This window comes from Halomonas sp. LBP4 (assembly GCF_003202205.1).
Classification (GTDB): Bacteria; Pseudomonadota; Gammaproteobacteria; order Pseudomonadales; family Halomonadaceae; genus Halomonas; species Halomonas flagellata.
The window spans coordinates 262,307-280,955 of sequence record NZ_PDOG01000004.1 but is presented as its reverse complement, the minus strand read 5'-3'; the positions used below and the strand labels follow the sequence as shown (position 1 = coordinate 280,955).

The following is an 18,649-nucleotide window of genomic DNA, read 5'->3' as shown; positions in this document are numbered from 1 at the left end:
CAGCCCCTAAAGTCCTGCCCGGCCTGGCCGTTAACTAGGGTAACGGCCAACGGCGCCGTTGCGGCAGGCCCCGCCGTTGCAAGGCTCGGGGCGGCCAATGGAGCCCTTAACGAAGAAGGAATGACACCATGTCCGTGATCAATACCAATATCACCGCCCTGATCGGCCAGAACAACCTGAAGTCCTCCCAGTCCATGTTGGCCAAGGCCCAGGAACGCCTTTCCTCCGGTCTGCGTATCAACAGCGCCGCCGACGATGCCGCCGGCCAGGCCATCGCCAACCGTATGACCGCCCAGATCAGGGGCATGCAGCAGGCCGAGCGTAATGCCAACGATGGCATCTCCCTTACGCAGACCATGGAAGGCGGCCTGAACCAGATCAGCGACAACCTGCAGCGTATCCGTGAGCTGGCGGTGCAGGCGGCCAACGATACCAACTCTACCGAAGACCGGGCTTCCATCCAGCTCGAGATCGATGAGCGTGTCGCAGAGATCGATCGTGTGGCCGGTGCGACCACCTTCAACGATACCGCTCTGCTGAATGCTGTTGCAACGCTGAACATTCAGGTGGGTGCCAATACCACTGCCGGTGTTGATGACATCGCTGTGGCAACTGTTGATGCAACTGCAGCGACTCTGGGTGTTGGTGCATTGGATGTTTCTTCCTTTACAGCGGCTCAGACTGCCATCGACTCCGTTGATACGGCTCTTCAGACCATCGATGACAACCGGGCGACCCTGGGTGCGACCCTGAACCGCTTCGATTCGGTGATCGAGAACCTGACCACCAATACCACCAACCTCACCGAGGCCCGCTCGCGGATCGAGGATGCCGACTTCGCGGTCGAGGTCTCCAATATGACCCGTGCGAATATCCTGCAGCAGGCGGGTACTTCCATGCTGGCACAGGCCAACCAGACCCCGCAGACGGTGCTTTCCCTGCTGGGCTAAGACGCAACCGCTTGGCAGCAAGGATTGCGCCGCGCACTCCTTGCCTCGAGGCTGGCCTTCTGGCCAGCCTCGCTTCGTTGTGGGCACGGGTGACTAGGCCACCTCCTAAGAGAAGAAATGAGGGGTAGTGAGAGGCTATTTGCCACCATCCCCCCACCGCAAGAATCGCTATCCTTGGCAATTATCATCGTATCCGACTGTCAAGGTGCCCTTGCCATGGCCAAGAAACATGCTCGTCGACGCTCCACTACGCGCGCTCCCGAGGCCGGTAACACCTTACCGACCGCTCAACTCAGCGCCTTCGATATGGCGTTTCAAGGAGGGGGTTACTCTCGAGCGCTGCGGTTGGCCGAAGCCATGGTGCAACGCTATCCAGGCGCCGCCCAGGCCCATGAGCTCTATGCCAATGTGCTGGGGCGGTTAGAGCGATTTGACGATGCCAGTGATGCCATGGCAAGGGTGGTGGAACTGGTGGCGACGCCAGGTGCCGCCCAACTGCTGAAACTGGCCCAGTATCAGGTGCTGGCGGGGAGGGCCGCTGCCGCGGTGACGGCTCTGGAGGAGGTCGTCGAGGCTACGCCGGCCCACCTAGTGGCCTTAGTATGGTTAAGCCGTGCCTGTCATCAACTGGGCAATAACCGTAAGGCTCTTGAGGTTAACGACCGTGCCCTGGCGCTGGATGCCCGTCATGAAGAGGCGCTGCTATGGAGAGCGCGCATCCTCGACCAGCTCAAGCGCCATGATGATGCCCTGGAGACCTTGGAGAGACTGCTGGCAGTCAACCCGAAGCACATTGGGGTGCACAACCATATCGCCACCCTCTATGTCAGGGAGGGTAGCTATAAGAAAGCCGAGGCACATTTTGCGAAGGAGCTGGAGTTAGACCCCTCGAATGGCCAGGTTCATTCGAATCTCCTGATGACGGCACACTATAATCCGGAATATAGTGCCGAAGATATCTTCGTCAAGGCGCTTGAGTGGGAAAAACGCTTTGCCAAACCGTCTCCCTCGGGGCGCGCCGATACGTTGAAGGATCCCGCGAAGAAGCTGCGCATTGGCTTGCTCTCCGGCGGTTTCAGAATGCACCCGGTGGGGCAGATGATACTTCCGGCACTAGAGAACTTGGCGGCCGAGCAGTTCGAATTGATTGCCTATAGCACCAGTCAGGTAGTCGATGAGCTGACCCAAAAAATTCAGCGGGTGGTACACCGCTGGGAGGTGATCGAAGGACTCGGCGATAGCCAGCTGGATCGGAAGTTTCGCGATGATGGCATCGATATCCTGATCGATATGAACGGTGCCGGTGAGGGATCGCGTTGCGATACCCTGGCTCGTGAACCTGCTCCACTGATCGTCAAGTGGGTAGGCAGCCTGATAAATACTACTGGGTTAAGCTGCATCGACTATCTGCTTGGCGATAGTATCGAGGCCCCCGATGGCATCGACTCGCTTTATACGGAAAGCTTGATTCGTCTTCCCGATGACTATATCTGTTACCATGTTCCCGAAGATGCCCCCCCAGGGAATTCTCTTCCGGCACTGAGAAACGGTTACATCACTTTTGGTTGCTTGAACAACCCGGCCAAGCTATCGCCGCCGATGTTGGCAGAGTGGGCCGTACTCCTTCATGAGATCCCGGGTAGCAAGCTGTTGCTAAGAGGGGTTCAATTCGAGAGCAAGCGTTATCGTAATAAGGTTTTCGGTACTCTTGCCGAGCACGGAATAAGTAGCGATCGCCTGATTCTGGAAGGGCCTGCTCAGCATCGAGAATTCATGGCCACCTACCAGCGCATCGATATCGCCCTGGATACCTGGCCCTACTCCGGGGGGCTGACCACCTGCGAGGCCCTGATGATGGGGGTACCGGTTGTGACCCGGGTCGGCCCCACCTTCGCTGGGCGCCATAGCGCCACCCACCTGGTCAATGCCGGGCTTCCCGAATTGGTGACCGATAGCTGGGAAGACTTCCGCAGACGGGCCAAGGAACTGGCCAGCGACCTGCCCAGCCTGGCGGTCATCCGGGCATCCCTGCGTACCATCCTGATGGACTCCCCCATCTGTGATGGTCCCCGTTTCGCCAATCACCTGACCACGGCGCTCCGCGCCATCTGGCAGCGCCACTGCGAAGGCAAGGTGCCTGAGGCACTGACCTTCAGCAAGAGCGGAGCGGCCCAGTTCGCCGATGAGGAGGCACCGGTCAAGCTGGCCCTGGCGCTACCCAGTGATGGTTTCGATTGGCAGCTGGAGAGCCCGGTACTCGCCGTGGACAATGGCGCCGTTTTGGCCTCACGCCCGGATGCAAGAGAGTTGCTCGGTAGTGGGCGTATCGTGATGCTGAGCTTCGACCCTGGGGGCAAACTGGAGACCGTGGATCATCTGGCCCAGTATGGCGAGATTCAGTACTTCCCCACTACCAGTCTAGGTGATGGCGAGCCTGCAACCTTATATATCGCCGAGGGAGCTGAGCCCACATCCCTTCCGCCACTGGATGGCGACCTCAATATCGAGCAGCACCAGATTCCCACGATCGCCCTCGATAGCATCGAGGGGCTTCCCAACATCGACTTACTGGCTCTGGATGCCAATCATGAGGGTCTGAAAGTGCTGGAGCATGCCTCGCAAGCGTTGCGTGATACCCTGCTGATCCAAGCACGTATCGCTTTTCAGCCGACGCATGAACGACAGCCCAATCTTGCCGAAGTTAGCCACTGGATGTCTCGGCATGGCTTTCGTTTCTATCGCTTGAACGATCTGGCCTACCGTAGTTACCTTCCGACACGTGATGATTTGCAACAGTATCAGGCTACCGAGTTGGAGAGTGCCGATGCGTTGTTTCTACCCAGCCATGAGCGTATAGCCGTGCTGAGTGATGATCAGCGGGTCAAGCTGGCATTTTTACTGCATACGGTATATGGCGTAAAGGATTTCACCTATTCGGTGATAGCGAGCGTGGAACCCGAAAGAGCAGAACGATATCTGATAGCTGAAGGCATTGCAGGAGTAAACGGTTTCGAGAGTGAGCCAATAGGATATCAATATGCTCAAGGGGAAGATCGGTTGTCATGTGAACTTGACGATACGATCAGTCAAGATATTGATCGGCTGATGAATGGCTGCTAATAAATATTTTTGAGGGCTGGCTATGATACCTGTTGCCAACTTGGAAAAAGAAAAGGTGGTTAAAAAAGCACCTCCTCTGAAGGAGGAAAAAGTTACAGAGGGGCAGGAAAGCGAATTCTTGAGCTTGTTGAGAACGGCAAAGAAGCAAGAGCTCTCGGTTTTGGCAAAGCTTTTGATGCCCTATATCGCTGAGTATGAGCTCAGGCAGGTTCGTATTTGGGGGGATAAGAGTCGGGTGCATCTGGATAGAGCAACGATATCTGTTAATGACCTTCTGATAAATACTCGTTCCGGGCACGTAACAGTAGAAGAGGAGTGTTTCTTCGGTCATCGTTGTATGCTTCTTACTGGAACGCATGACTATCAAAAGACAGGGAAAGAGCGACTTGCAGCGGTGCCCGACACTGGGCGCGATATCCATGTCAAGAGAGGAGTGTGGGTGGGGTCCGGCTCTACCGTACTAGGTCCGGCAGTGATAGGGGAAAATGCTGTTGTTGCGGCGGGTAGCCTTGTTGTGGGAGATGTCCCCGCTAATACTATCGTTGCTGGCCGCCCTGCCAAGCCCGTGAAAAAGATTACGGGAGAGCCGTTATGACTTCTTCCAATAAGAATCTAATTTTTACCGTGACTCATGGGAGAACAGGTACAACATTCTTGACGGAAGTCTTCAGGATATTTGATGATACACGTTCCCTTCATGAACCAGAGCCAAATTATGCCACTGTGTTCCCTCTGGTCAAAGAGGATCCCGAACGTGCCATTACTTTCTTGGAAAAAAAGATTGATCATATCAATGGTTATCCTGAAGGTCATTATGTAGAGACGAGCAATGTTTTTGGTAAAGGCTTTTTGATCCCATTGCTCCGCCTGGGAATAATGCCTGGGTTGCTACTTTTGAATAGAGATTTCAGAAAAACAGCATCCAGCCTTTTTGAGAGGGGGAGTACACCAATGCGAACGCAAAGGGGAAGGCATTTTTCGGCGGATCCTCGTGTTCCTGGAAGTCTCCCAGTTCACGAGCCAGAAAGCTTGACGGACTACCAGCTTTGCTACTGGGGGGTGCTTGATTCTTATGCGAGGCAAATACAAGCAGCGAGTATTTACGATAATGAAGGTGGAAAATATCGCTGGCTGACAGCCAATGATTTCCATGATTTTGACAATGTGATGGAAGTAGGTGCCTTTTTTGGTTTGAGCGTTTCAGATAGAGAGGTGGCTGAAGAGCATCATAAAGGAATTGCGTCTGTGCATCATAATCCCAATAAAGTGAAAGGGCGATATCCTGAAGCTCTTTCATTTCTTGAAGAGGAAGCCGAAGTCTTGAATAGAGTGGCATTTTTCGACCCTGTGTTTGTTGAAAAGGCCCTTGATTCATTGTTTTTGGATGATGGTGTTAAAAAAGTATTTCGATGATGGCTTCGGTATCAATGGGTGCTATTTGTAGGGTCGTGGATGAGTGGGTAGGTTATAGGAACTATTATCTATATATTACCGCCCATGCCCTGATCCACGAGGTTCTTCCGCGCCTTCATACGATAGAGGCATTGGTCAATAATACCTTCGATACGGTGATTGAGGCGGCCAGCGATCCTCGCGAGCGTGCCCGTCGCGAGGAGCAGCGCGCTGCCCTGGAGCTTGAGCTGTTTACCATTCGCCTGAACGTGGAGCACCTGCCCAAGCGCCACCCTGACACCGGCAGCTTCATCGCCATGACCGCTTCGCCAATGTCACGGTGGGCACGGGGATGATCCGAGATGCGGAGGATCCCGCCTCTCGACCGAGCCACCCGGCATGCAAGGCGAACGTGGTTTGGAATCCCGCCAGCGTCAACCAGGCAATGCGAGAGGGGGGCAAGGGACACAAAGGCAAGTGCGTGTGGTTCACCGGGCTCTCTGGATCAGGGAAGTCCACCCTAGCGAATGAGCTAGAGGTGCGATTGAACCGCTTGGGTTATCACACCATGCTCCTGGATGGCGACAACGTTCGCCACGGCTTGTGTCGTGATCTCGGCATGAGTGCGGCTGATCGCGCCGAGAACATCCGCCGAATCGGTGAAGTGGCGCGTCTTTTTACCGAGGCCGGGTTGATTGTGATTACGGCTTTCATATCGCCGTTTCGTGAAGACCGCCAGAACGCGCGTGACTTGTTTTCCGAAGGTGAGTTTGTTGAAGTGCATGTCGCTACGCCACTTGAAGTATGCGAGCAGCGCGACCCGAAAGGGCTCTACAAAAAGGCCCGGGTGGGAAAGATCCAGGACTTTACCGGAATCAATAGCCCTTATGAGCCTCCGTTGAATCCGGACGTTGTCATCGATGCCAGCAACTGCTTGAAAGGGCAGCTCGTAGACGAGCTATTGAAGCTGGTGGTGTAGCTGTACCGCGGGCCTGGCCGAGGCGCCAGATCTTCAATCCCAACATCGAGCCCAGCAAACTTATTGGCAAGTGCATCATCCAAGCTCAAGTTCCTGCCGCAATGGCCGATGGTACGTGAAGGCCGATCTCAGTTCGGCAAGGCTGGACTCGTCACATGGGGCAGGTAGAGGCTGGGATGACACGACCGCAGGCAGGATATATCCGGGTGGAGAGCCCGGCAGAGATCGAGGCGCTGCTCGAGGCGCTGAGCGAACCGGGCGGCGCCTCCCTGCAGTTCGACGCATCGGGTGGCAAGCCCCTGCCGGTGCTGGTCGAGGCGCAGCAGCCGGGCGACCACCTGCTGCTCGACATCAGCGCCATCCGCGAGGTCGCCGGGGCGCTCAAACGCGGCCAGCCCTTCCGCCTGTTGGGCCAGGCGCGCGACAAGATGTTGCGTACCCCGCCGCTGGTGATGGGCAAATGCTTCGAGACGGAGGGGCGCCTGCAGTGCCAGTGCCCCTATCCGCTCAGTCTGGACGTCCTGCAGCGCCGCGAGTCCTTCCGTGCCAGGCTGCGGCTGGGCATGGAGGTGGGGGCCATCCTGCGCGGCGGTGAGGCCGAGGCGTCGATCCAGGGCGATCTCAAGGACCTGTCGCTGGAGGGCTGCCAGCTGGAGCTGCCCCTCGGGGCGGCGAGCCGGCTGGCCTCGGCCCTGCCGCTGGAGGTCGAGCTCTGTTTTCCCAACGGCACCCGCTTCGTGATCCGGGCGAACCCGCGTCATCACGTGGCCGATACCGAGCGCCAGGCGGTGCGGGCCGGTTTCCGGTTCGTCGCGCCCAGCGGGGCGCAGGAGCGCCAGCTGTGGTTCTTCGTGCGCGAGATCGAGCGGGAGGCAACCCGCCTGTCCAAGGAGGCGGATGCCTCGCTGCTGCCGTCGCCGCTGTTCCAGGCCGAGCCTTCGGCCCCGCCGCCAGTGGGTCGGCGCAATGTACAGGCCCATGCCACGCCCATGGCCAGGCGGCTCGCCAAGGTGGCCGGCTATCTGGATGCCCAGCTCCTCGAGCTCCAGCAGGGCCGCGCGCTGGATTCGGTGCAGCTCTCGCGCCATGCCGATCGGCTGCTGGCGCTGCATGACGAGGATCGCGAGGGGTTGCTGTTCGCTCCCCGCTGCATGCTGTATGAAACCGTGATGGTGCGCCATGGCCTCGCCGTGGCGGTGCACCTGCTCGACCTCGCCGCGACCGTCTCCATGCCCCGTGATGTGCGCAAGGCGATGGTCGCCTGTGCCATGGTGCACGATCTGGGCAAGGCGCTGCTGCCGAAGGCGCTGCTCGAGGCGCCCCGGCTCGATCGGGACCAGCGAGCGCAGCTGCACGCACATGTGGCGCTGCTGCGGCCGCGTCTCGAGCACTGTCAGTGGCTCGCCGGCGGCGTGGTGGAGGCCGTGGTGGAGCGCATCAACGAACGCCTCGACGGCAGCGGCTACCCCCGGGGGTTGTCCGGCGAGCGGCTTCACGAGCTGACGCGCCTGGCCATGGTGGTGGACGTCGTGGAGGCCATGCGCCGCAATCGGGCGGATCGCCCCGCCTGGGGCATCGCCGATATCTATCGTCATCTGCTCGGCCATCCCGCTCGTTTCGACCCGCGTTGGGTGAAACGCTACATCCGGCACTTCGGCCTGCTGCCGATCGGCTCGCTGGTGCGTTTCGAGGGCGGCGAGCTGGGCTGGGTGCAGGGCCTGGACGAACGCGGGCAGCCGGCCCGGGTGCAGCTCGCCGGGGAGGCCGCGCCCCCGGGCGCATCGCTCGGCGAGGTGCTGCAGGGCGAGCGGCTGGCGAGGCTGGGGCCTCCGGTGGCCGAAGTGCCGGTTTCCACCTGAGCCTAAAGTCCTGCGGCCACCCGCCGATAGAAGGAAATAACCCTTCGGGCAGGGGCTTTTCGTCGCAATATCCGGCGAAGTGTCTGGCAGACTGGCTGGATCGTAAAGGATGCGTAATGCGGTCAGCCTGATGCGATGATCGCCAGCATGAACCGGACTAGCGCCTGCCTGACCCAGCAGTTCGACATGATGAATGCCCAGCTCGGGCGCAAGAAGTGATCGGGGCCCAGTCGGTGCCGCCCGCATGAGCCCGACCCGAGGGATACGACAGGAGTGAGATGACCATGAGTGCCATGCGTGGAGCGGCGGGCTACGGCCGCGGAGCCGGTGCCTATGCCCGGGTCGGGGTCGAGAGCGGGGTCATGGCCGCCAGCCCCCACCAGTTGATCGTGATGCTCTTCGACGGGGCCCAGGCCTCGATCCGGGCCGCCCGCCTCCATATGCAGGCCGGCAATGCGGCGGAGAAGGGCAAGACGATCTCCAAGGCCCTGGATATCGTCAACAACGGCCTGATGGCGGCGCTCGACGCCGAGCAGGGCGGCGAGATCGCCGAGCGGCTGGCCTCGCTCTACGACTACATCTCACGGCTGCTGCTGGCCGCCAACCTGCACAACGACGAGCAGAGCCTGACCCAGGCCGAGGCGTTGCTCGACGACGTGGCATCCGCCTGGCGCGAGATCGGCGACCAGGCAGCAGGGGGCTGACGATGAGACATCACCAGAGACCCCCCGGGGGCCCCGATGCCCAGCAGGTCCTGCTCGGCGCCTACGAGGCGTTGCTCGACCGCTCCTCGCGTATGCTCGATTCGGCCCGGGATGCCGACTGGGAGGCGCTTGTCGACCTGGAGACGCAGTACGTGGTGCAGGTCGAGCACATCAGCCGTCTGGATGCCGAGCTGCCCCTCGATGACGAAGGGGGCGAGCGCAAGGTCAAGCTGCTCGAGCGCATCCTCGAGCAGGATCTCGAGATCCGTCAGCGCCTCGTCGCGCGCCGTGACGAGCTCGATCGCCTGATCGGCAGTGGGCGGCGGCAGCTGGCCCTGTCGCGCACCTACGGGCCGCAGACGATAGATGCCGAGCAGCGCTTCACCAAGAAGCCGTCGTGAGTGGGATCAACCTTCTCATCGACACCCTGTTGCACCAGGTGCTCGGCAAGCGGGTCGACACCCCGCCGCCCAAGGCGCTCAACGAGCCGGTCAAGCCGGTCGCCCCCTCCGAGGCTCCCCGGGCACTGCACAGCGATTCCCGGCTCGATGCCCGCGCCTCTTCCTCTCCCCTGTCGGAAGTCGCCCGTACGGCACGGCCGGGGGAGGGCGCGCCTGCCGGGCCCCGGCCCGCCGGCGAGGCGACGCCGCCTTCGACCCAGACCCACTTCAGTCCCTCGGCGCGCTCCATCGCCGATCTGCTGATTCGCTTTCCCGCTCCCCCCTCGGTGGTGCGCCCCCCCCTCCCGTTGGTCACCGACGGGGAAGCCCGGCCGTCCCGGCTGGCGGAGCGCCTGCAGGGCAGCGTGCGTGACAGCGGCCTGTTCTACGAATCCCATCTGGCACGCTGGTTCCGCGGCGAGCTGCCCCGCGGGCAACTGCAGCGCGAACCCCAGATGTGGCGCACCCAGCGCTTCTCCCCCGCCTCGCCTGCCGCCGCCCGCGAGAGGCTGGCTCCCCTGCAGGCGAATATGCCGCTGCCCGAGACGGGCCGGACGCGGGGAGGCGAAGCACCGGCCGGCATCGAGCGCGGCGCCGGGCCGGTGGCGGCCGGAGTGGCGACGCCTCCGTCGCCGCCACCGGCCGGAACGACCTTCACTGCGACGGCCGCCACGGGTGTCGCCGGGCGCGAACCCAGCGCGCCGGACGCGGGGCAGCCGTTGTCGGACGAGGCGACAAGCCGGCCGGTTCGCGTGGCGCGGGAACCGTTGCACGAGAGCCTGCAGGGTATCGTGCGCCATCAGTTGGAGATGCTGGCCATGCCGGTGCTGCGCTGGGAAGGCGACATCTGGACGGGCATCTTCATGGCGCTGGTGGTACACCTGCCCCCGGGGGAACGGGAGGGCGAGGAGGCGCCGGACGACGAAGCCAGCCGGCAGGAGCACGAATCGCAGGGTTGGCGTTCCGCCATGACGCTGCAGGTGGCCGGCCTGGGAGAGGTGGGCGTCGACCTCTGGCTGCGTGGCGAACGGCTGGATCTCGCTCTCAGGGCCCACGAGGCCGGCGTGCTGCGTGAACTCGAACAGGGCATCGCTCGGCTGACGCCTCGCCTCGAGGCCTGCGGCCTGGAGGATGTCAGGGTGTGCGTCAGGCCGGCCGGCCCAGGGGGGGCGCCATGAGCGACAAGCCGCAGGAGCGACGCAAGCGTGCCGTGGCGCTGGCCTACCGTGACGATGACGATGCTCCGCGGGTGGTGGCCAAGGGCTATGGCGAGCTCGCCGAGCGCATCATGGCCGAGGCGCGGCGCCAGGGCATCCATGTGCATGACGCACCGGAGCTGGTGGCGCTGTTGATGCGCCTGGATCTCGACGAGCGGATTCCGCCGAATCTCTACCGGGTCATCGCCGAGTTGCTGGTCTGGGTGCGCGAGATCGCCGATGAAGCGGGGAAAGGGGCTGGATAGCAGTTTGCTTTTGTAAAAAAATGATATTTTTTTGTAAAAAATCAAACTTTACTTTGTTGCAAGATAGACGCTAACTCGATTCCGCTACGCCAGTAGCATGATTTTTCTCATGTTTTTTCTGACCAGTCCCGGCTCGGATTTTTTCGTTTCCTGACTGTAGCATTTCGGACGATTGCAAGCCGGCAATAAATGTTCACAATTTGTCAGCGAACTGACGTCCGCGACGATGACCAAGCCGGAAGAGCATGGCCGGGCGGAAAAAAACAATAACCTTGGGTGTCACCCTCTGCACGCGGGCCCACCTTGGCGCAGGGAATTAGGGAGCCATGAACGATATTCTGGACGAGATCGAGGAACTCAACCTCGCCTACCTTCTGCTCGCGCAGCGCATGCTGCACGGCGACCGTACCTCGGCGATGTTCCGCCTCAAGATCGATGACAAGATGGCGGAGCTACTGCTGTCGCTCAATGCCCGACAGCTGGCGAAGCTGGCGCGGACCAACCAGTTGCTGTGTCACTTCGGCCATGACAGCGCCGAGCGGCTACGCCAGGTGACCCACAATCAGCGCGAACAGGGTCTCTCCCACTTCCACGCGTCCCTGCTGATGGCCTGCCGTCAGGAAGAGCTGGCCGTGGGAGCCTGACCCATGTCACAGAAGAGTCTGGTCGCCGAAATGGAGCAGGTGCAGCTGGCCATCGAGCTGATCGAGCTCGGGGCCCGGCTGCAGGTGCTGGAAACCGAAACCGACATCAGCCGTGCCCGGCTGATCAAGCTCTACAAGGAAGTCCGCGGCATGTCGCCGCCCAAGGGCATGCTGCCGTTCTCCACCGACTGGTTCATCACCTGGTTGCCCAATATCCACTCCTCGCTGTTCTACAACATCTACTCGCGGTTGCGGGAAGATCATGGCTGCGAGCGCATGGAGGCCTTCGTGCGGGCCTTCCGGCTCTACCGGGAACAGGTGCAGATCGACGGCGTCGAGGCAGTGCTGGGGCTGACCCGGGCCTGGACCCTGGTGCGCTTCTTCGAGAGCGACCTGCTGCAGCTCTCGGAGTGCGCCCGCTGTGGCGGTCACTTCGTCGCCCACGCCCACAGCCCCGCGCACGACTATGTGTGCGGCATCTGCCAGCCCCCCTCCCGGGCCGGCAAGACCCGCAAGCGGCAGCAGGCCTCGGCCGTGGCCGCCGACAGTGCCCGGGAACCTGGCGTTCGCCACCAGGCCTGATCTCTGCCGATTCCACCGGACGCCCCTTCGTGGGGCGTCTGTCGTTCAGGGGCGGCCCCTGCCGATTTTTTCCGCCCTCTTCCTCAAGTCCCTCTCGGTGCTGCCGATAACGGAGATGACGCTCCCGCTGCCGAGCGCGTGCGTCGAGCCGCGGGGACGTCGATGGTGTAACGCCAGCCGTGGGGCGAAAAACGTTGTGAGAAAAGGATACCGGCAGTGCTGATACCCCTTGGATATATCGTCGTCATCCTCTGCGTGTTCGGTGGCTTCGTGCTGGCCGGCGGTAGCCTGGGCCCGCTCTACCAGCCCACCGAGTTCCTGATGATCGGCGGGGCCGGCATCGGCGCCTTCATCGCCTCCAACAACGGCAAGGCGATCAAGGCCACTTTCCGCATCTTCCCGCGACTGCGGCGCTCCAAGAAGTACAACAAGGCGCTCTACATGGAGCTGATGGCGCTGCAGTTCAAGCTGCTCTCCAAGATCCGCCGCGAGGGCATGCTGGGGATCGAGCGGGACATCGACAACCCCGCGGAGAGCACGCTGTTCAACGAGCACCCCCAGGTGCTCGCCGACCCCATGATCATGAACTTCCTCACCGACTACCTGCGCCTGATGGTCAGCGGCAGCATGGACCCCATGGAGATCGACGAACTGATGCTGCATGAGATCGAGGCCTTCGAGCAGGAGGCGCATGTGCCTGCCGATGCCATTGCCAAGGTCGGCGACGCCATGCCCGCCTTCGGCATCGTAGCGGCGGTCATGGGGGTGGTACGGGCCCTGAGCACCGCCGATGCCGCTCCCGACGAGATGGGCGTGATGATTGCCCACGCCCTGGTCGGCACCTTCCTGGGAATCCTGCTGGGCTACGGCTTCATCAGTCCGGTGGCCAGCCGTATCGAACGCCAGGCCAAGGAGGCGGAGAAGATGCTGCAGTGCATTCGGGTCACCCTGCTGGCCAGCCTGCACGGCTATGCCCCGCAGTTGGCGGTGGAGTTTGGCCGCAAGGCCCTGCACACCGCCGAACGCCCCGGCTTCAGCGAGCTCGAGGAGTACGTACGCAACGCCAGGTCGGGTGCGGGTAGCGCATGAGTACGGCGGGGGAGCGGCGGCCGATCATCATCCGCCGCAAGAAGGTGGTCAACCACCACCATGGCGGCAGCTGGAAGATCGCCCTGGCCGACTTCATGACGGCGCTGATGGCGCTGTTCCTGGTGATGTGGATCCTCGCCGCGGCGTCGCCGGAGCAGCGCGAGGGAGTCGCCGACTATTTCAGTACTCCGCTGGTCGGTGCCATCACCGGCGGGGAGCGGATCACCGGCAGCACCCGGCCGATTCCCGGGGGCGGGCCGGATCCGGCCCACACCGACGGCGAGCGGGCGCGCATCGACATGCGCACCCAGACCCGCCCCAGCGACGAGCAGCGGCGCTTCTTCATGGACCTGCAGCGGCGCATCGAGACGGTGATCGAGGCCGATCCCGAGCTGCGCCAGCTGAGGCCGCAGCTGCGCTTCGACCTGACCCAGGAGGGGCTGAGGATCCAGCTGCTGGATACCGACCAGCGGCCGATGTTCGATCTCGGCAGCGACCGGGTGGCGCCCTACATGCGCGACCTGCTGCGCACCATCGCCCCGCTGCTCAACGAGCTGCCCAATGACCTGAGCCTCAGCGGCCATACCGACAGCCTGGCCTATCTCAACGGCTACCGGGGCTACGGCAACTGGGAGCTCGCCAGCGGTCGGGCCAACGCCTCGCGCCGCGAGCTGGTGGCGGGCGGGCTGGAACCGGACAAGCTGCTGCGGGTGTCGGGCTTCGCCGACCGGGTGCCGATGCCGGATACCGCCCCGGTCGACCCGATCAACCGACGCATCGAACTGCTGGTGCTCTTCCCGCAGGTGAGCGAGCGGATCCGCTCGCCCAGCCTGCTGGACGGCCCCGGCATGCCGTCGCTGCTGAGGCGGCGAGACACCAGTCCCATCGACCCGGCGCCGGTGGAGCGATTCACCGACAGCCTGCGCCAGGCCCTCGATGGCGAACAGGGGCGCTGAGCCCCGTCAACAACTCCAGGGTGGAAAACGCGGATGGATATCACCGATTTCTACGACACCTTCTTCGAGGAAGCCGAAGAGCTGCTCGCCGACATGGAGCGCTACCTCCTGGAACTGGATGTCGAGGAGCCGGACGCCGAACAGCTCAATGCGATCTTCCGCGCCGCGCACTCGATCAAGGGTGGCGCCGGCACCTTCGGCTTCGACGTGCTGCAGAAGACGACCCACCTGTTCGAGAACCTGCTCGACCATACCCGCCGCGGGGAGCTCGCCCTGCGGCGTGACATCGTCGACACCTTTCTGGAAACCAAGGACATGCTTCACGACCAGCTGGATGCCTATCGCAACGGCAACGAGCCGGACCAGGAGGCCTTCGAGCGCATCTGCCGGACCCTGCAGCAGCTGGCGCTGGAGGAGATCGGCCAGGATCTCGACGGCGGCGGGGCGCCTGCACCGACGGCGGCCAAGGCGCCCGAGCCGACGCCCGTGGTCGAGCCGGAAGCGGGGGCTGCCACCGCCTCCGGCCACCTGATCGTGGCCCTGCTGGGGGTAAACGACGCGAACCGCCAGTTGCTGGTCGAGGAGCTCGGCCAGCTCGGCGAGGTGCGCGACCAGTCCGGCGACGCGGCCCGCTACGAGGTGACGCTCGAGACCACGGCCAGCGCCGATGACATCGAGGCGGTGATGTGCTTCATCGTCGAGCCGGAGCAGGTCGAGGTGCGCGCGGCCGGCGGTGAGTCCTCGACGACCGCCGCGGCGCCGCAGGCGCCGGCTGCCCCGGTGGCTGCCGAGCCGGCGTCCGGCGGACCGGCAGCCACCGCCGTGACCCGGTCGGCACCGACACAGAAGCCGGCGGCCAAGTCGAAGGCCAAGGGCGCCGGCGAGTCGACCTCGATCCGTGTCTCGGTGGACAAGGTGGACCAGATCATCAACCTGGTGGGCGAGCTGATCATCACCCAGTCGATGCTCGACCAGACCGTCGGCGAACTCGACGGCGTGACCAACGGCTCGCTGGTCAACGGCATGAACCTGCTGCAGCGCAACGCCCGGGACCTGCAGGAAGCGGTGATGTCGATCCGCATGATCCCCATGGACTTCGTCTTCAGTCGCTTTCCCCGTGTCGTGCGCGAGACCTCGAGCAAGCTCGGCAAGGAGATCGAGCTGATCACCGAGGGCGAGTCCACCGAGCTCGACAAGAGCCTCACCGAGCGCATCATCGACCCCCTCACCCACCTGGTGCGCAACAGCCTCGACCACGGCATCGAGCCGCCGGAGGTGCGCGAGGCCGCGGGCAAGCCGCGCACCGGCAGGCTCACGCTCTCGGCCCGGCACCAGGGCGGCAACATCCTCATCGAGGTGATCGACGACGGAGCGGGCCTCAACCGCGACAGGCTGCTGGCCAAGGCCCGCGAGAACGGCCTGAACGTCGCGGACACCATGAGCGACGACGAGGTGTGGCAGCTGATCTTCGCCCCCGGCTTCTCCACCGCCAGGGAGGTCACCGACGTCTCCGGTCGCGGCGTCGGCATGGACGTGGTCAAGCGCAACATCCAGGGCATGGGCGGGCATGTGCAGATCATGTCGACGCCCGGTGAGGGGACGACGATCCGTATCGTGCTGCCGCTGACCCTGGCGATCCTCGACGGCATGTCGATCAAGGTGGGCAACGAGGTGTTCATCCTGCCGCTGTCGGCGGTGCTCGAGTCGCTGCAGCCGGCCAGGGAGGACCTCTACGCCATGGCCGGCGACGACGTGGTGCTCAAGGTGCGCGACGAGTACCTGCCGGTGGTGGCGGTCCACGAGGCCCTGGACGTGCCCGGCGCGAGGACCGAGTTGACCGAGACCATTGCGGTGATCGTGCAGGGCGAGGGACGCCGCTACGCCTTGCTGGTGGACGACCTGGTCGGCCAGCAGCAGGTGGTGGTGAAGAACCTGGAGACCAACTATCGCAAGGTGCCGGGGGTATCGGCGGCGACCATCCTGGGGGACGGCAGCGTGGCCCTGATCCTCGACATCACCGGCCTGCACCGCCTCAGCCGGACCAAGAAGGAGGCGCGTCGTCCCGGGCGTGCCGCCCACTCTCTCGAAGCCTTATCCGACAACGCGCTGGAGACATCATCATGAACCAGATGACCGATGCGGCCCTGACCGCGGCCGACGCCCACCACCGTGAGTTCCTGGTGTTCTCGCTGGGCGAGGAGGAGTACGCCGTCGATATCCTCAAGGTGCAGGAGATCCGCGGCTACGAGAACGTCACGCGGATCGCCAATGCCCCGGACTTCATCAAGGGCGTCACCAACCTGCGCGGCGTGATCGTGCCGATCGTCGACCTGCGCATCAAGTTCCACCTCGACAAGGTCGAGTACGGTGGCCAGACCGTGGTGATCGTGGTCAACGTCCAGGATCGGATCGTGGGCATCGTGGTCGACGGCGTTTCCGACGTCATGACCCTGTCGCCGGACCAGATCAAGCCGGCCCCGGAGTTCGGGGTGACCCTGTCGTCGGACTTCCTCAGCGGCCTGGGCAGCCTGGAGGACCGCATGCTGGTGCTGGTGGACATCGACAAGCTGCTGACCAGCGAGGAGATGGCGCTGGTCGAGCACGCCGGCGAGTGAGCCGGCCCCCACCGGCCTCAAGCACCGGCGGCACGGGCCGATGTCCAGCCATGAGTGCCGGTGCGAGGCGGGACGCACCGATACCACCACAACACCAGATGAGTACGACCGAGGACGCCATGAAGGGACCGTCGACAACGAAAAGACTGTGGGGACTGCTGGGCATCATCTGGCTGGCCATGCTGCTGCTGGTCGGCTGGGGCGCCTGGGAGAACCGGCAAACCATGCTCAGCGAGCGCAAGGCGGCGCTCGGCGACACCATCGACATGGCGATGAACGCCATCGCCGGCCAGGCCGAGCGGGTCGAGAGTGGCGAGCTCGACGAGGCCGAGGCCAGGACCCTGGCGGCGGCCATGGTCCGCGACATGACCTATGACCAAGGCCGCGGCTACCTCTATGTCTTCAACGAGGACTACGAGCTGCTGGCCCATCCGCGCCTGCCGGTAGGCACCTCCGTCGGCGACTTCCAGAACGACGAGGGGCGCTACCTGTTCCGGGAGTTCCTCGAGTCCGTGCGGCACGACGATGGCTTCGTCGACTATCTCTGGGCCCACGAGGCGCAGGGCGGCCTGGCGGAGAAGTCCTCCTCCCATGCCTTCTACGCGCCCTGGGGCTGGGTGGTGGGCACCGGGGTCTACATCGATGACATCGACGCCGCCTTCCTCTCCTCGCTGGTCGGCAACCTGCTCGCACTGCTGGCGGTGGGCCTGCCGCTGACGGGACTGATGGGGCTCGCGATCCGCGATATCTCCCGCCGTCTGGGCGGCGACCCGCGCTATGCCGCCGAGGTGGTCAGCCATATCGCCGATGGCGATCTGACCCGTGACGTGCGCCTGAGTGCGGGCGACCGGCAGAGCCTGCTCTACGACATCGACCGCATGCGCGCTTCGCTGGCCTCGACCATCGGCGAGATCCACCACAGCGCCGACGAGCTCAACCACGCCGTGGCGGAACTCGCCGCGGGCAACGACGAGCTGGCCACCCGCACCGAGCAGCAGGCGGCGTCGCTCGCCGAGACCGCCTCGAGCATGGAGCAGCTGACCGCCACCGTGAAGCAGAACGCCGAACACGGCGAGCAGGCCCGTGAACTGGCCGGCAGCGCGGCGCAGAGCGCCGAGCGGGGCCGCCAGGCCATGACCAGCGTGATCGACTCCATGTCGGCGATCAACGAGAGCGCCGGCCAGATGACCACCATCGTCGAGACCATCGACGCCATTGCCTTCCAGACCAACATCCTGGCGCTCAACGCCTCCGTCGAGGCCGCCAGGGCCGGCGAGCATGGCCGCGGTTTCGCCGTGGTCGCCGAGGAGGTGCGCAAGCTGGCCAGTCGCAGCGCCGAGGCCGCCCAGGAGATCAAGGGCTTGATCGGGACCTCGGACAACCAGGTCGTCGAGGGCACCCGCCAGGTGGAGGAGACCGGCGGGATCATCGCCGGTATCGCCCGGGAGATCACCCAGTTGAGCACCCTGGTCGACGAGATCTCCGCCGCCTCCCGGGAGCAGAGCCACGGCATCGAGCAGGTCAACGAGGCGGTCTCCCAGATGGATCGCATGACCCAGCAGAACGCCGGCCTGGTCGAAGAGCACACCGTCGCCTCGCAGCGCCTGGCCGACCAGGGCCAGCGCCTGCGTGCACATGTCGAGCGCTTCCGTGTCGCTGCCGGCCAGCGGGCGGCAGCAGGCTCGGGCGAGGCCCGGCACCCCGCCCTGGCGGCGCCCGGGGCGTCTCGGGAAGTGCAGGAGAGCCAGGCGCCGGTCGAGGCCTGACCCGGCCATGTCATGACGCCCCCTGGCGTCGGGGGAGGGGAACCGGCCGCGAGAGCCGGGCCCTCCCCGAATCCGAAGGGTGCCAAGGCTC

Annotated in this window: 18 protein-coding genes; all 18 read left to right on the top strand. The window is 63.4% G+C overall.

Annotated elements, in window-relative coordinates; all coding sequences use genetic code 11:
* Positions 1-128 precede the first annotated feature (128 nt).
* Positions 129-950 carry a flagellin N-terminal helical domain-containing protein gene (locus tag CR157_RS14685; RefSeq protein ID WP_110284274.1) on the top strand — a complete coding sequence of 274 codons (822 nt, stop codon included), beginning with the start codon at positions 129-131 and terminating at the stop codon, positions 948-950.
* Between the two features lie 216 nt (positions 951-1,166).
* A complete protein-coding gene (locus CR157_RS14680; protein WP_181422075.1) occupies positions 1,167-4,070 on the top strand; it encodes an O-linked N-acetylglucosamine transferase family protein in 2,904 nt (967 codons plus the stop codon).
* Between the two features lie 22 nt (positions 4,071-4,092).
* A complete protein-coding gene (locus CR157_RS14675; protein WP_110284272.1) occupies positions 4,093-4,665 on the top strand; it encodes an acyltransferase in 573 nt (190 codons plus the stop codon).
* Positions 4,662-5,483: a hypothetical protein gene (locus CR157_RS22295; RefSeq protein WP_146218696.1), complete on the top strand. Its 822-nt coding sequence runs from the start codon at positions 4,662-4,664 to the stop codon at positions 5,481-5,483. The genes CR157_RS14675 and CR157_RS22295 overlap by 4 nt, the downstream gene beginning before the upstream one ends.
* A 35-nt stretch (positions 5,484-5,518) precedes the next feature.
* A complete protein-coding gene (locus tag CR157_RS14670; RefSeq protein WP_181422074.1) occupies positions 5,519-5,818 on the top strand; it encodes a hypothetical protein in 300 nt (99 codons plus the stop codon).
* Positions 5,815-6,441 (top strand): adenylyl-sulfate kinase, encoded by a 627-nt coding sequence (gene cysC / locus CR157_RS14665; protein ID WP_110284270.1) that lies wholly within the window; start codon positions 5,815-5,817, stop codon positions 6,439-6,441. Before CR157_RS14670 ends, cysC begins: the two co-directional genes overlap by 4 nt.
* 176 nt (positions 6,442-6,617) lie before the next feature.
* Positions 6,618-8,300, top strand: coding sequence for an HD domain-containing phosphohydrolase (locus CR157_RS14660; protein WP_110284269.1), 1,683 nt, complete (start codon positions 6,618-6,620; stop codon positions 8,298-8,300).
* Positions 8,301-8,584: 284 nt separating this feature from the next.
* Positions 8,585-9,004: a flagellar export chaperone FliS gene (gene fliS, locus CR157_RS14655; RefSeq protein ID WP_110284587.1), complete on the top strand. Its 420-nt coding sequence runs from the start codon at positions 8,585-8,587 to the stop codon at positions 9,002-9,004.
* Positions 9,005-9,006: 2 nt separating this feature from the next.
* A complete protein-coding gene (locus CR157_RS14650) occupies positions 9,007-9,405 on the top strand; it encodes a flagellar protein FliT (RefSeq protein ID WP_110284268.1) in 399 nt (132 codons plus the stop codon).
* Positions 9,402-10,622, top strand: a complete 1,221-nt coding sequence (locus CR157_RS14645; protein ID WP_110284267.1) for a flagellar hook-length control protein FliK — start codon at positions 9,402-9,404, stop codon at positions 10,620-10,622. The genes CR157_RS14650 and CR157_RS14645 overlap by 4 nt, the downstream gene beginning before the upstream one ends.
* Positions 10,619-10,906 (top strand): EscU/YscU/HrcU family type III secretion system export apparatus switch protein, encoded by a 288-nt coding sequence (locus CR157_RS14640; protein WP_110284586.1) that lies wholly within the window; start codon positions 10,619-10,621, stop codon positions 10,904-10,906. The genes CR157_RS14645 and CR157_RS14640 overlap by 4 nt, the downstream gene beginning before the upstream one ends.
* Positions 10,907-11,232: 326 nt before the next feature.
* Entirely contained in the window at positions 11,233-11,550 is a 318-nt protein-coding gene (gene flhD / locus CR157_RS14635) for a flagellar transcriptional regulator FlhD (protein WP_110284266.1), read from the top strand.
* A 3-nt stretch (positions 11,551-11,553) separates the two neighbouring features.
* Positions 11,554-12,132: a flagellar transcriptional regulator FlhC gene (flhC, locus tag CR157_RS14630; protein WP_110284265.1), complete on the top strand. Its 579-nt coding sequence runs from the start codon at positions 11,554-11,556 to the stop codon at positions 12,130-12,132.
* Positions 12,133-12,348: 216 nt separating this feature from the next.
* Complete coding sequence (gene motA, locus CR157_RS14625) at positions 12,349-13,221, top strand: flagellar motor stator protein MotA (protein ID WP_110284264.1); 873 nt, start codon at positions 12,349-12,351, stop codon at positions 13,219-13,221.
* Positions 13,218-14,177 carry a flagellar motor protein MotB gene (motB, locus tag CR157_RS14620; RefSeq protein WP_110284263.1) on the top strand — a complete coding sequence of 320 codons (960 nt, stop codon included), beginning with the start codon at positions 13,218-13,220 and terminating at the stop codon, positions 14,175-14,177. The genes motA and motB overlap by 4 nt, the downstream gene beginning before the upstream one ends.
* Before the next feature lie 33 nt (positions 14,178-14,210).
* A complete protein-coding gene (gene cheA / locus CR157_RS14615) occupies positions 14,211-16,301 on the top strand; it encodes a chemotaxis protein CheA (RefSeq protein WP_110284262.1) in 2,091 nt (696 codons plus the stop codon).
* The gene (locus tag CR157_RS14610) at positions 16,298-16,792 is read left to right on the top strand and encodes a chemotaxis protein CheW (protein ID WP_110284261.1); all 495 of its coding nucleotides are present in this window, start codon (positions 16,298-16,300) and stop codon (positions 16,790-16,792) included. The genes cheA and CR157_RS14610 overlap by 4 nt, the downstream gene beginning before the upstream one ends.
* Before the next feature lie 98 nt (positions 16,793-16,890).
* The gene (locus CR157_RS14605; RefSeq protein ID WP_258364183.1) at positions 16,891-18,558 is read left to right on the top strand and encodes a methyl-accepting chemotaxis protein; all 1,668 of its coding nucleotides are present in this window, start codon (positions 16,891-16,893) and stop codon (positions 18,556-18,558) included.
* Positions 18,559-18,649: the final 91 nt, after the last annotated feature.